The 13164-nt window shown below is 55.8% G+C and carries 10 protein-coding genes, 6 tRNA genes and 3 rRNA genes; all 19 read left to right on the forward strand.

Going from position 1 to position 13164, the window contains the following annotated elements:
- Positions 1-167: 167 nt before the first annotated feature.
- A 16S ribosomal RNA gene (locus LDJ84_RS03145) occupies positions 168-1704 on the forward strand.
- Positions 1705-1768: 64 nt separating this feature from the next.
- Positions 1769-1845 (forward strand) — tRNA-Ile (locus tag LDJ84_RS03150).
- Positions 1846-1874: 29 nt separating this feature from the next.
- Positions 1875-1950, forward strand: a tRNA-Ala gene (locus LDJ84_RS03155).
- 229 nt (positions 1951-2179) lie between these two features.
- Positions 2180-5071: ribosomal RNA gene (locus LDJ84_RS03160) — 23S ribosomal RNA — on the forward strand.
- A 134-nt stretch (positions 5072-5205) separates the two neighbouring features.
- Positions 5206-5321 (forward strand): 5S ribosomal RNA (gene rrf / locus LDJ84_RS03165).
- Together the 16S, 23S and 5S rRNA genes with 2 tRNA genes alongside form the textbook arrangement of a ribosomal RNA operon.
- A gap of 135 nt (positions 5322-5456) precedes the next feature.
- Positions 5457-6401 carry a bifunctional biotin--[acetyl-CoA-carboxylase] ligase/biotin operon repressor BirA gene (birA, locus tag LDJ84_RS03170; RefSeq protein WP_024767488.1) on the forward strand — a complete coding sequence of 315 codons (945 nt, stop codon included), beginning with the start codon at positions 5457-5459 and terminating at the stop codon, positions 6399-6401.
- Complete coding sequence (locus tag LDJ84_RS03175) at positions 6391-7140, forward strand: pantothenate kinase (protein ID WP_024767489.1); 750 nt, start codon at positions 6391-6393, stop codon at positions 7138-7140. Before birA ends, LDJ84_RS03175 begins: the two co-directional genes overlap by 11 nt.
- A gap of 9 nt (positions 7141-7149) precedes the next feature.
- On the forward strand, positions 7150-7830 hold the full coding sequence (locus LDJ84_RS03180) for an SPOR domain-containing protein (RefSeq protein ID WP_065327629.1): 681 nt from the start codon (positions 7150-7152) through the stop codon (positions 7828-7830).
- A 141-nt stretch (positions 7831-7971) separates the two neighbouring features.
- Positions 7972-8056, forward strand: a tRNA-Tyr gene (locus LDJ84_RS03185).
- 25 nt (positions 8057-8081) lie between these two features.
- Positions 8082-8155: transfer RNA gene (locus tag LDJ84_RS03190), tRNA-Gly, on the forward strand.
- 19 nt (positions 8156-8174) lie between these two features.
- A tRNA-Thr gene (locus LDJ84_RS03195) sits at positions 8175-8250 on the forward strand.
- An 83-nt stretch (positions 8251-8333) separates the two neighbouring features.
- Positions 8334-9527: an elongation factor Tu gene (tuf, locus tag LDJ84_RS03200; protein ID WP_065327628.1), complete on the forward strand. Its 1194-nt coding sequence runs from the start codon at positions 8334-8336 to the stop codon at positions 9525-9527.
- A 53-nt stretch (positions 9528-9580) separates the two neighbouring features.
- Positions 9581-9656, forward strand: a tRNA-Trp gene (locus LDJ84_RS03205).
- A 44-nt stretch (positions 9657-9700) separates the two neighbouring features.
- The gene (gene secE, locus LDJ84_RS03210) at positions 9701-10069 is read left to right on the forward strand and encodes a preprotein translocase subunit SecE (RefSeq protein ID WP_024767121.1); all 369 of its coding nucleotides are present in this window, start codon (positions 9701-9703) and stop codon (positions 10067-10069) included.
- A 9-nt stretch (positions 10070-10078) separates the two neighbouring features.
- Positions 10079-10612, forward strand: coding sequence for a transcription termination/antitermination protein NusG (gene nusG / locus LDJ84_RS03215; RefSeq protein ID WP_015475310.1), 534 nt, complete (start codon positions 10079-10081; stop codon positions 10610-10612).
- Positions 10613-10731: 119 nt separating this feature from the next.
- Positions 10732-11163, forward strand: coding sequence for a 50S ribosomal protein L11 (rplK, locus tag LDJ84_RS03220; protein ID WP_024767122.1), 432 nt, complete (start codon positions 10732-10734; stop codon positions 11161-11163).
- Positions 11163-11858 (forward strand): 50S ribosomal protein L1, encoded by a 696-nt coding sequence (gene rplA, locus LDJ84_RS03225; RefSeq protein WP_017516428.1) that lies wholly within the window; start codon positions 11163-11165, stop codon positions 11856-11858. The genes rplK and rplA overlap by 1 nt, the downstream gene beginning before the upstream one ends.
- Before the next feature lie 217 nt (positions 11859-12075).
- Positions 12076-12576 carry a 50S ribosomal protein L10 gene (gene rplJ, locus LDJ84_RS03230; protein WP_017516429.1) on the forward strand — a complete coding sequence of 167 codons (501 nt, stop codon included), beginning with the start codon at positions 12076-12078 and terminating at the stop codon, positions 12574-12576.
- A 76-nt stretch (positions 12577-12652) separates the two neighbouring features.
- Positions 12653-13021, forward strand: a complete 369-nt coding sequence (rplL, locus tag LDJ84_RS03235) for a 50S ribosomal protein L7/L12 (protein ID WP_017516430.1) — start codon at positions 12653-12655, stop codon at positions 13019-13021.
- The last annotated feature ends 143 nt before the right edge of the window (positions 13022-13164 follow it).

A 13164-nucleotide genomic window follows, 5' to 3' on the forward strand; every position in this document is an offset into this window, starting at 1 on the left:
ACAAGTTGAATCAAGCAATTCGTGTGGGTGCTTGTGATGTAAGACTGGTGATCGACTGATTATCAGCAACGCAAGTAACACTCGTGAATTCGAGAGTTTTAGCTCATTAAGTTGAGCATGCGATTGCTGAGCCAAGTTTAGGGTTTTCTCAAAACCCAAGCAGTATTGAACTGAAGAGTTTGATCATGGCTCAGATTGAACGCTGGCGGCAGGCCTAACACATGCAAGTCGAGCGGATGATGGGAGCTTGCTCCCGGATTCAGCGGCGGACGGGTGAGTAATGCCTAGGAATCTGCCTGGTAGTGGGGGACAACGTTTCGAAAGGAACGCTAATACCGCATACGTCCTACGGGAGAAAGCAGGGGACCTTCGGGCCTTGCGCTATCAGATGAGCCTAGGTCGGATTAGCTAGTTGGTGGGGTAAAGGCCTACCAAGGCGACGATCCGTAACTGGTCTGAGAGGATGATCAGTCACACTGGAACTGAGACACGGTCCAGACTCCTACGGGAGGCAGCAGTGGGGAATATTGGACAATGGGCGAAAGCCTGATCCAGCCATGCCGCGTGTGTGAAGAAGGTCTTCGGATTGTAAAGCACTTTAAGTTGGGAGGAAGGGCAGTAAGTTAATACCTTGCTGTTTTGACGTTACCAACAGAATAAGCACCGGCTAACTTCGTGCCAGCAGCCGCGGTAATACGAAGGGTGCAAGCGTTAATCGGAATTACTGGGCGTAAAGCGCGCGTAGGTGGTTTGGTAAGATGGATGTGAAATCCCCGGGCTCAACCTGGGAACTGCATCCATAACTGCCTGACTAGAGTACGGTAGAGGGTGGTGGAATTTCCTGTGTAGCGGTGAAATGCGTAGATATAGGAAGGAACACCAGTGGCGAAGGCGACCACCTGGACTGATACTGACACTGAGGTGCGAAAGCGTGGGGAGCAAACAGGATTAGATACCCTGGTAGTCCACGCCGTAAACGATGTCGACTAGCCGTTGGGATCCTTGAGATCTTAGTGGCGCAGCTAACGCGATAAGTCGACCGCCTGGGGAGTACGGCCGCAAGGTTAAAACTCAAATGAATTGACGGGGGCCCGCACAAGCGGTGGAGCATGTGGTTTAATTCGAAGCAACGCGAAGAACCTTACCTGGCCTTGACATGTCCGGAACCTTGCAGAGATGCGAGGGTGCCTTCGGGAATCGGAACACAGGTGCTGCATGGCTGTCGTCAGCTCGTGTCGTGAGATGTTGGGTTAAGTCCCGTAACGAGCGCAACCCTTGTCCTTAGTTACCAGCACGTTATGGTGGGCACTCTAAGGAGACTGCCGGTGACAAACCGGAGGAAGGTGGGGATGACGTCAAGTCATCATGGCCCTTACGGCCAGGGCTACACACGTGCTACAATGGTCGGTACAGAGGGTTGCCAAGCCGCGAGGTGGAGCTAATCCCATAAAACCGATCGTAGTCCGGATCGCAGTCTGCAACTCGACTGCGTGAAGTCGGAATCGCTAGTAATCGTGAATCAGAATGTCACGGTGAATACGTTCCCGGGCCTTGTACACACCGCCCGTCACACCATGGGAGTGGGTTGCTCCAGAAGTAGCTAGTCTAACCGCAAGGGGGACGGTTACCACGGAGTGATTCATGACTGGGGTGAAGTCGTAACAAGGTAGCCGTAGGGGAACCTGCGGCTGGATCACCTCCTTAATCGAAGATCTCAGCTTCTTCATAAGCTCCCACACGAATTGCTTGATTCACTGGTTAGACGATTGGGTCTGTAGCTCAGTTGGTTAGAGCGCACCCCTGATAAGGGTGAGGTCGGCAGTTCGAATCTGCCCAGACCCACCAATTGTTGTGGTGTGCTGCTGATCCGATAAGGGGCCATAGCTCAGCTGGGAGAGCGCCTGCTTTGCACGCAGGAGGTCAGGAGTTCGATCCTCCTTGGCTCCACCATTAATCGTCGAAAGCTCAGACATGAATGTTCAAGTTGAACGAACATTGATGTCTGGTCTTTGTGCCAGAACCGTTCTTTAAAAATTTGGGTATGTGATAGAAGTAGACTGAATAATCTCTTTCACTGGTGATTATTCAAGTCAAGGTAAAATTTGCGAGTTCAAGCGCGAATTTTCGGCGAATGTCGTCTTCACGTTAGAGACAATAACCAGATTGCTTGGGGTTATATGGTCAAGTGAAGAAGCGCATACGGTGGATGCCTTGGCAGTCAGAGGCGATGAAAGACGTGGTAGCCTGCGATAAGCTTCGGGGAGTCGGCAAACAGACTTTGATCCGGAGATCTCTGAATGGGGAAACCCACTTGGCATAAGCCAGGTATCTTGCACTGAATACATAGGTGTAAGAGGCGAACCAGGGGAACTGAAACATCTAAGTACCCTGAGGAAAAGAAATCAACCGAGATTCCCTTAGTAGTGGCGAGCGAACGGGGACTAGCCCTTAAGCTTCTTTGAATCTAACAGAACGCTCTGGAAAGTGCGGCCATAGTGGGTGATAGCCCCGTATGTGAAAGGTTCTTTGAAGTGAAATCGAGTAGGACGGAGCACGAGAAACTTTGTCTGAATATGGGGGGACCATCCTCCAAGGCTAAATACTACTGACTGACCGATAGTGAACCAGTACCGTGAGGGAAAGGCGAAAAGAACCCCGGAGAGGGGAGTGAAATAGAACCTGAAACCGTATGCGTACAAGCAGTGGGAGCCTACTTTGTTAGGTGACTGCGTACCTTTTGTATAATGGGTCAGCGACTTATATTCAGTGGCGAGCTTAACCGAATAGGGAAGGCGTAGCGAAAGCGAGTCTTAATAGGGCGTTTTAGTCGCTGGGTATAGACCCGAAACCGGGCGATCTATCCATGAGCAGGTTGAAGGTTAGGTAACACTGACTGGAGGACCGAACCCACTCCCGTTGAAAAGGTAGGGGATGACTTGTGGATCGGAGTGAAAGGCTAATCAAGCTCGGAGATAGCTGGTTCTCCTCGAAAGCTATTTAGGTAGCGCCTCACGTATCACTCCAGGGGGTAGAGCACTGTTTCGGCTAGGGGGTCATCCCGACTTACCAAACCGATGCAAACTCCGAATACCTGGAAGTGTCAGCGTGGGAGACACACGGCGGGTGCTAACGTCCGTCGTGAAAAGGGAAACAACCCAGACCGTCAGCTAAGGTCCCAAAGTTATGGTTAAGTGGTAAACGATGTGGGAAGGCTTAGACAGCTAGGAGGTTGGCTTAGAAGCAGCCACCCTTTAAAGAAAGCGTAATAGCTCACTAGTCGAGTCGGCCTGCGCGGAAGATGTAACGGGGCTCAAACCATACACCGAAGCTACGGGTGCATCGCAAGATGCGCGGTAGAGGAGCGTTCTGTAAGCCTGTGAAGGTGAGTTGAGAAGCTTGCTGGAGGTATCAGAAGTGCGAATGCTGACATGAGTAACGACAATGGGAGTGAAAAACTCCCACGCCGAAAGACCAAGGGTTCCTGCGCAACGTTAATCGACGCAGGGTTAGTCGGTCCCTAAGGCGAGGCTGAAGAGCGTAGTCGATGGGAAACAGGTTAATATTCCTGTACTTCTAGTTACTGCGATGGAGGGACGGAGAAGGCTAGGCCAGCTTGGCGTTGGTTGTCCAAGTTTAAGGTGGTAGGCAGAGATCTTAGGTAAATCCGGGGTCTTAATGCCGAGAGCTGATGACGAGTCATCTTTCAGATGATGAAGTGGTTGATGCCATGCTTCCAGGAAAAGCTTCTAAGCTTCAGGTAACTAGGAACCGTACCCCAAACCGACACAGGTGGTTGGGTAGAGAATACCAAGGCGCTTGAGAGAACTCGGGTGAAGGAACTAGGCAAAATGGCACCGTAACTTCGGGAGAAGGTGCGCCGGCGAGGGTGAAGTATTTACTGCGTAAGCCCATGCCGGTCGAAGATACCAGGCCGCTGCGACTGTTTATTAAAAACACAGCACTCTGCAAACACGAAAGTGGACGTATAGGGTGTGACGCCTGCCCGGTGCCGGAAGGTTAATTGATGGGGTTAGCGAAAGCGAAGCTCTTGATCGAAGCCCCGGTAAACGGCGGCCGTAACTATAACGGTCCTAAGGTAGCGAAATTCCTTGTCGGGTAAGTTCCGACCTGCACGAATGGCGTAACGATGGCGGCGCTGTCTCCACCCGAGACTCAGTGAAATTGAAATCGCTGTGAAGATGCAGTGTATCCGCGGCTAGACGGAAAGACCCCGTGAACCTTTACTGTAGCTTTGCACTGGACTTTGAGCCTGCTTGTGTAGGATAGGTGGGAGGCTTTGAAGCGTGGACGCCAGTCTGCGTGGAGCCATCCTTGAAATACCACCCTGGCATGCTTGAGGTTCTAACTCTGGTCCGTTATCCGGATCGAGGACAGTGTATGGTGGGCAGTTTGACTGGGGCGGTCTCCTCCTAAAGAGTAACGGAGGAGTACGAAGGTGCGCTCAGACCGGTCGGAAATCGGTCGTAGAGTATAAAGGCAAAAGCGCGCTTGACTGCGAGACAGACACGTCGAGCAGGTACGAAAGTAGGTCTTAGTGATCCGGTGGTTCTGTATGGAAGGGCCATCGCTCAACGGATAAAAGGTACTCCGGGGATAACAGGCTGATACCGCCCAAGAGTTCATATCGACGGCGGTGTTTGGCACCTCGATGTCGGCTCATCACATCCTGGGGCTGAAGCCGGTCCCAAGGGTATGGCTGTTCGCCATTTAAAGTGGTACGCGAGCTGGGTTTAGAACGTCGTGAGACAGTTCGGTCCCTATCTGCCGTGGACGTTTGAGATTTGAGAGGGGCTGCTCCTAGTACGAGAGGACCGGAGTGGACGAACCTCTGGTGTTCCGGTTGTCACGCCAGTGGCATTGCCGGGTAGCTATGTTCGGAATAGATAACCGCTGAAAGCATCTAAGCGGGAAACTAGCCTCAAGATGAGATCTCACTGGGAACTTGATTCCCCTGAAGGGCCGTCGAAGACTACGACGTTGATAGGTCGGGTGTGTAAGCGCTGTGAGGCGTTGAGCTAACCGATACTAATTGCCCGTGAGGCTTGACCATATAACACCCAAACAATTTGCGTGTTGTACGGTGAAGACGTAACGAACCGAAAGTTCGTGTGAACCGCAAATACCTGTCACATACCCGAATCTGGATGAGCGTGTGCAAGTGCCACGAGCGTCCATAAAGAATTGCTTGACGACCATAGAGCGTTGGAACCACCTGATCCCATCCCGAACTCAGTAGTGAAACGACGCATCGCCGATGGTAGTGTGGAGTTTCTCCATGTGAGAGTAGGTCATCGTCAAGCTCCTATACCAAGACCCCTGGTCAGCTGAAGCTGGCCGGGGGTTTTGCTTTTGCGCGCGGGAAAGTCGGGCCATTGCTGCGTAGGCAATTCAGGCATGCCTCTATATGATGCGTGCCTGACTGTTGCGGGGGTGATATGCAGACCTTGCTGAAATTGCTGAGCGATGGCCGCTTTCATTCCGGAGAAGAGCTGGGTGCTCTCCTCGGAGTAAGTCGCAGCGCCGTCTGGAAGCGCCTTGAAGGCTTTGAGCGTGACTACGGTATGGTCGTGCAGCGAGTGCGCGGCCGTGGTTACCGCCTGGAAGAGCCGCTGAGCATTATCTCGCCCAGGGCCGACTTCGGCCTGTGGCCTCTCGATGTCCTGTTTTCGATCGACTCCACCAATGCCGAAGTGCTGCGGCGCCTTTCTGCCGGCGCTGCGGCGCCGTTTGCCATCCTGGGTGAGCGGCAGACCGCTGGGCGTGGCAGGCGAGGGCGGCAGTGGGAAAGTCCCTTTGGTGCCAACCTTTATTACACCCTGGGTATCACTGTACGTGGTGGTGCGCAGGAGTTGGAGGGGTTGAGTCTGGTGGTCGGCCTTGCGGTGGCAAGAGCGATCCAGTCTCTGGGCGTGAAAGATGTAGGCCTCAAGTGGCCCAATGACGTTCTGGTGGGTGGCAAAAAGATTGCCGGCATCCTGCTTGAGCTCACGGGAGATCCTGCTGACATCTGTAGTGTTGCGATTGGCGTCGGCATCAATGTGAACATGCGCAAGGCAGAGGCGATCGATCAGCCCTGGACTTCGATGCGCGAGGCGCTGGGTAGGCTGGTTGACCGTAACGAGTTGCTGCAGGCGCTGGAGTCTCAGCTTGCGGATGTTCTATCCCGTCATCGTGAGTATGGCTTCGCTGCCAGTCGCGAAGAGTGGGAGTCCCTTCATCTATGGCAGGGGCGGCAGGTCACGCTGTCCACTGCTGCCAATAATATCGTTGGGCGCGCGCTTGGCATCGATGAGCGGGGCGCGCTTCGCCTTCTGGTCGATGGCAAGGAGCACAGCTACAGCGGAGGCGAGTTGAGTCTGAGGTTGTCGGATGATTCTTGAGTTGGATTGTGGAAATAGCCTGATCAAGTGGCGAGTGGTCAGAAGGCATGACCTGGTGACTGTCGCCGGTGGCGTGGCGGACTCGGATCAAGCCTTGCTCGCGCAGCTGCAGGGCAGTGAGGCGGTGGATATCCGCTATTGCCGCATGGTCAGTGTTCGCAGTGAGCAGGAAACCGACGCGCTTCGTGTGAGCCTGGAGAGTGCTTTCCCTATTGCGGTGCAGATTGCTGCTCCGGCAATCGAGCTCAGCGGTGTGGTCAACGGCTACCGGGAGTACCAGCGCCTGGGAATGGACCGCTGGCTGGCCCTGGTGGCTGGTCACTGTCTGGCGGGGCGCGGATGCCTGGTGCTCGACCTTGGAACTGCTGTGACCTCGGATCTGGTCGATGCCGCGGGCAAGCATCTGGGAGGCTATATCGCACCCGGCATGCCGCTGATGCGAAGCCAGTTGCGTACTCACACTCGGCGGATTCGTTATGACGACGAGGCGGCCCATGAGGCGCTACAGAATCTACTGCCGGGGCAGGAAACTTCCGAGGCGGTGGAGCGCGGTTGCGTGCTGATGTTGCGCGGGTTCGTACGGGAGCAGATCGAGCTTGCCAACAAGCTGCTGGGTGATGACAGTGCTGTTTACCTGACCGGCGGAGATGCTGAGCTCGTCAAGGATGAGTCTGCTCGCGCGGTTGTGCTTCCGGACCTGGTATTTCTCGGGCTGGCACTAGCCTGTCCGATCGAGTGAGTCTGATTGATGCGCTGGTTCTTTCTTTTCCTGCTTGCCCTCAACGTCTTCTACTACGTCTGGCATCAACAGCAGGCGCCTCTCCGCCCCAAGGAGATTGCCCCGCTCAGCCTGTTTCACAGTGAGCAGAAGAATATTCGGCTGCTCAGCGAGTCTGCAGAAACACCTCAACGTCGCCAGGCTGAAGAAAAGGTGGCGACCGCTCCCGCATCTGCTTGCGTCTACCTGGGCAGCTTCCCGGTCGACGATCGCGCCCGGCAATTGGTGCAGCGTCTGTTGAGTCTGGATGTGCAGGCTTCCGTGCAAACAGTGGACGCTGCTGCTGGTGTCGACTTCTGGGTTTATCTGCCACCGTTGGCGTCGCGCCAGGCATCACTCTGGCAGCTGCGGGAGTTGCAGGCTCGAAAGATTGACAGCTACATCATTACGGAAGGGGATCTGACTGACGGGATCTCTCTTGGCATCTTTCAGCGCAAGGACTCCGCCGACAGCGTGGTGGAGCGGCTGAAGACCGCTGGCTACGACGCTTTGGTGCGTGAGCTGGCTCGTTCGCAGCATGATTACTGGGCGCAGATCACACCGGAAAGCGGGCGCCTGGTTGACGACTCCCTGGTGCGTCAACTGGCGCCGGATTTCCCCGAACTGCAGAAACAAACAATGCCGTGCAAAAACGTTGCAAGCGCTCAATAGTTTGAATAGAATGGCGCCCGCTTCACAGGGGTGACCTGAAAAGGTTGAGCACTGGAAGCCGTTGTCGAAGAGCTAAGCTCAAGTTTTTTAAAGAAAAACAGTTGACAACGTGGTGGCAGGCTGTAGAATGCCGCCTCACTCGGAGGGGTTCCCGAGCGGCCAAAGGGATCAGACTGTAAATCTGACGTCTCAGACTTCGAAGGTTCGAATCCTTCCCCCTCCACCAGTTTCAAGCGTGAGCTGCAAGCTCCGCGGGTATAGTTCAGTGGTAGAACCTCAGCCTTCCAAGCTGATGATGCGGGTTCGATTCCCGCTACCCGCTCCAAGTTTGTTGCTGATGTCTTGCTCATGTAGCTCAGCTGGTAGAGCACACCCTTGGTAAGGGTGAGGTCAGCGGTTCAAATCCGCTCATGAGCTCCATCTCGCAAAGGCAGATATGAAAATATCTGCCTTTGTTTTAATGGTGACGTGACTTTCTCAATTCCTTACGGGAGGCGGTCAAGATGGCTAAAGAAAAATTTGAGCGTAACAAGCCGCACGTAAATGTCGGCACCATCGGTCACGTTGACCACGGCAAAACCACTCTGACCGCTGCTCTGACCAAGGTCTGCTCCGAGACCTGGGGCGGTTCCGCTCGCGCTTTCGACCAGATCGACAACGCGCCGGAAGAGAAGGCTCGTGGTATCACCATCAACACCTCTCACGTTGAATACGACTCGCCGGTACGCCACTACGCTCACGTAGACTGCCCGGGCCACGCCGACTACGTGAAGAACATGATCACCGGTGCTGCCCAGATGGACGGCGCGATCCTGGTTTGCTCGGCTGCTGACGGCCCCATGCCGCAGACCCGCGAGCACATCCTGCTGTCCCGTCAGGTAGGCGTTCCTTACATCGTCGTGTTCCTGAACAAGGCCGACATGGTTGACGACGCCGAGCTGCTGGAACTGGTCGAAATGGAAGTTCGCGATCTGCTGAACACCTACGACTTCCCGGGCGACGACACTCCGATCGTGATCGGTTCCGCTCTGATGGCTCTGAACGGCCAGGACGACAACGAGATGGGCGTTTCCGCCGTGCGCAAGCTGGTAGAAACCCTGGACTCCTACATCCCTGAGCCGGTTCGTGCAATCGACCAGCCGTTCCTGATGCCGATCGAAGACGTGTTCTCGATCTCCGGTCGTGGCACCGTGGTAACTGGCCGTGTTGAGCGTGGCATCGTCAAGGTCCAGGAAGAAGTGGAAATCGTCGGCATCAAGGCGACCACCAAGACCACCTGCACCGGCGTTGAAATGTTCCGCAAGCTGCTCGACGAAGGTCGTGCTGGTGAGAACGTCGGCGTCCTGCTGCGCGGCACCAAGCGTGAAGACGTAGAGCGTGGTCAGGTTCTGGCCAAGCCGGGCACCATCAAGCCGCACACCAAGTTCGAATGCGAAGTGTACGTGCTGTCCAAGGAAGAAGGTGGTCGTCACACCCCGTTCTTCAAGGGCTACCGTCCGCAGTTCTACTTCCGTACCACCGACGTAACCGGCAACTGCGAACTGCCGGAAGGCGTTGAGATGGTAATGCCGGGCGACAACGTGAAAATGGTTGTCACCCTGATCGCTCCGATCGCCATGGAAGATGGCCTGCGCTTCGCGATTCGCGAAGGCGGTCGTACCGTTGGCGCCGGCGTGGTTGCCAAGATCATCGAATAATCGATTGATCTTTCCCTATCAGGCCGGCATAATGGTCGGCCTGACTTTGTTCTAGGCCAGTAGCTCAATTGGCAGAGCGGCGGTCTCCAAAACCGCAGGTTGGGGGTTCGATTCCCTCCTGGCCTGCCAGATTCCTCAAGATCTGGCACTTCTTTAAACGGGATTCCTAGCAGATGAATGCGAAGGTAGAAGCCAAAGAGTCGCGTCTTGATCTCTTGAAGTGGCTTGTGGTTGCGGTGCTGGTGGTGGTGGCTGTGGTTGCCAACCAGTATTACTCCACGCAACCGATCTTCTATCGCGTTCTCGGTATCCTCGTGATGGCGGCTGTTGCAGGTTTCATTGCGCTGCAGACCGTCAAGGGGCGTGCGTTCTTTACTTTGGCTAAAGAGGCTCGCGCCGAGATTCGCAAGGTTGTATGGCCGTCTCGTCAAGAGACAACTCAGACCACGCTGATCGTAGTGGCAGTAGTGCTGGTAATGGCGCTGGTGCTTTGGGGGCTCGACTCCCTGCTGGGTTGGCTGGTTTCCATGATCGTAGGTTAAGGGTGTTCCGTGGCTAAGCGTTGGTACGTTGTGCATGCCTACTCGGGTTACGAGAAGCATGTCATGCGCTCGCTGATCGAGCGGGTCAAACTGGCCGGCATGGAAGACGGGTTTGGTGAGATTCTGGTCCCTACCGAAGAAGTGGTAGAGATGCGGAACGGCCAGAAGCGCAAGAGTGAGCGCAAATTCTTCCCGGGTTATGTCCTGGTGCAGATGGAGATGAACGAGGGTACCTGGCACTTGGTCAAGGACACTCCTCGCGTCATGGGCTTCATTGGTGGTACTGCCGACAAGCCGGCGCCTATCACTGATAAAGAAGCTGATGCCATTCTGCGCCGCGTTGCCGATAGCGGCGACAAGCCCAAGCCGAAGACCCTGTTCGAGCCGGGCGAGACTGTTCGTGTGATCGATGGTCCGTTCGCCGACTTCAATGGTGTCGTCGAAGAAGTTAACTACGAAAAGAGCCGCATCCAGGTCGCCGTGCTCATTTTCGGTCGCTCTACTCCGGTAGAGCTGGAGTTCAGTCAGGTAGAGAAAGTCTAACTGGCACAATGAATCCCACACCCCGCAGCCCTAGGCTGCGGGGTTTTGTCGTCATTGGGATAAACGCGATAGCAACCGGGGAGCCCGTCAGGGCGCTTGACCCGCATTTGGAGTAGCAAATGGCTAAGAAAATCACGGCTTACATCAAGCTGCAAGTTAAGGCCGGCCAGGCCAACCCGTCGCCGCCCGTAGGCCCCGCTCTGGGTCAGCATGGCGTGAACATCATGGAATTCTGCAAGGCGTTCAACGCCAAGACTCAAGGCCAAGAGCCGGGTCTGCCGACTCCTGTGATCATCACTGTATACAGCGACCGTAGCTTCACCTTCGAAACCAAGAGCACCCCGGCTGCCGTCCTGCTGAAAAAAGCAGCTGGCATCACCAGCGGTTCCGCTCGTCCGAACTCTCAGAAAGTCGGCACTGTTACCCGTGCCCAGCTGGAAGAGATCGCCAAGGCCAAGCAGGCTGACCTGACCGCTGCTGACCTGGACGCTGCCGTACGCACCATTGCTGGCTCCGCGCGCAGCATGGGCCTGAACGTGGAGGGTGTGTAATGGCTAAGCTGACCAAGCGTCAAAAGGCTATCGCCGAGAAGGTTGAAGCGGGCAAGCAATACGGCTTCGAAGATGCCGCCAAGCTGCTGGCCGAACTGTCGACCATCAAGTTCAAGGAGTCCGTGGACATCGCCATCAATCTGGGCGTTGATCCGCGTAAATCCGACCAGGTCGTGCGTGGTGCCACTGTTCTGCCGAACGGCACCGGCAAATCCGTACGCGTTGCCGTCTTCACCCAGGGTCCTGGTGTTGAAGCTGCCCTGGCTGCTGGTGCAGACAAGGTTGGCATGGACGAACTGGCTGCCGAAATGAAAGCCGGCGACCTGAACTACGACGTCGTCATCGCCTCCCCGGACGCGATGCGTGTTGTTGGCCAGCTGGGCCAGGTTCTCGGCCCGCGCGGTCTGATGCCGAACCCGAAAGTCGGCACCGTGACCCCGGACGTCGCCACCGCTGTCAAGAACGCCAAAGCCGGTCAGGTACGTTTCCGTACCGACAAGAACGGCATCATCCACGCTTCCGTTGGCAAGATCGACTTCGAGCCGGTCAAGCTGAAGCAGAACGTGGAAGCGCTGCTGAGCGATCTGAAGCGTCTGAAGCCGTCCTCCTCGAAGGGCGTGTACGTTCAGCGCGTAACCCTGAGCACCACCATGGGCCCAGGTCTGCAGATCGATCAGGCTTCGCTGGAAGGCTGATGAACTAAGTCGAGCAGTGGGTTCGCCCACTGTTCGCAGGTATTGGGGTCCCTGCCTGGCGGGGGCTATCCAAGACCGTAGGCGGCGCAAGCCTTAAACCCGGGAGGCGATCCTCTCAAGCCTACGCAGATGGTGCTCCCGATTCGTTTACCGAATCAGACACCAAAACGCCGCCCGGCTCTGGCTGGGCGAATCGGTAACATCCAGGAGTAAACCCGTGGCAATTAAACTCGAAGACAAGAAGGCCATCGTCGCTGAAGTCAACGAGGCTGCCAAAGCCGGTCTGTCCGCTGTCGTGGTTGATGCACGCGGCGTGACTGTCGGCGCTATGACCGGACTCCGTAAAGAGGCCCGCGCAGCTGGTGTGTACGTGAAAGTCGTACGTAACACCCTGCTCAAGCGCGCCGTTGAAGGCACTCAGTTTGAAGTGCTCAACGACACGTTCAAGGGCCCGACCCTGATTGCTTTCTCCAACGAACATCCGGGCGCTGCCGCTCGTATCTTCAAGGAGTTTGCCAAGGGTCAGGACAAGTTCGAGATCAAGGCGGCCGCGTTCGAGGGTCAGTTCCTCGCAGCCAATCAGATCGACGTGCTGGCGACCCTGCCGACCTACAACGAAGCTGTTGCACAGCTGATGAGCGTGATCCAAGGCGCTACCAGCAAGCTGGCTCGTACTCTGGCGGCAATTCGCGATCAGAAAGAAGCGACCGCAGCCTAAGGCTCGACAGCTGCTTTCAACCTTTTTTGTTTAATTCGATGGCCTTAGGCCGTCACCCAATACAGGAATTAGAGTCATGGCTCTGACCAACGAAGACATCATCTCCGCCGTATCCGAAATGTCCGTCATGCAGATCGTTGAACTGATCAAGGCGATGGAAGAGAAGTTCGGCGTTACCGCTGCTGCCGCTACCGTTGCTGCTGCCGGCCCGGCTGCTGCCGCTGCTGAAGAGCAGACCGAGTTCACCATCGTCCTGGCCGAAGCTGGCGACAAGAAAGTGAACGTGATCAAGGTCGTTCGTGAACTGACCGGCCTGGGCCTGAAAGAAGCCAAGGCTGTCGTTGACGGCGCCCCGGGCGTGGTCAAGGAAGGCGCTTCGAAAGAAGAAGCCGAAGCTGCCAAGAAAGCCCTGGAAGAAGCAGGCGCCAAGGTCGAGCTCAAGTAAGTTCGTACCTTGCGTCGACAGCCCGAGCGTTAAGCGACAGGCTGATGGCTGGTGGCAAATGCCACCGGCCTTTTTCCGTTATGGGTGGGGTGCCGTGAGTGCCCCTCCATGACGTGAAAATCCCGCCACGACTGGCGGCGCAA

Source organism: Pseudomonas sp. HS-18, from assembly GCF_020401845.1.
Lineage (GTDB): Bacteria > Pseudomonadota > Gammaproteobacteria > Pseudomonadales > Pseudomonadaceae > Pseudomonas > Pseudomonas nitroreducens.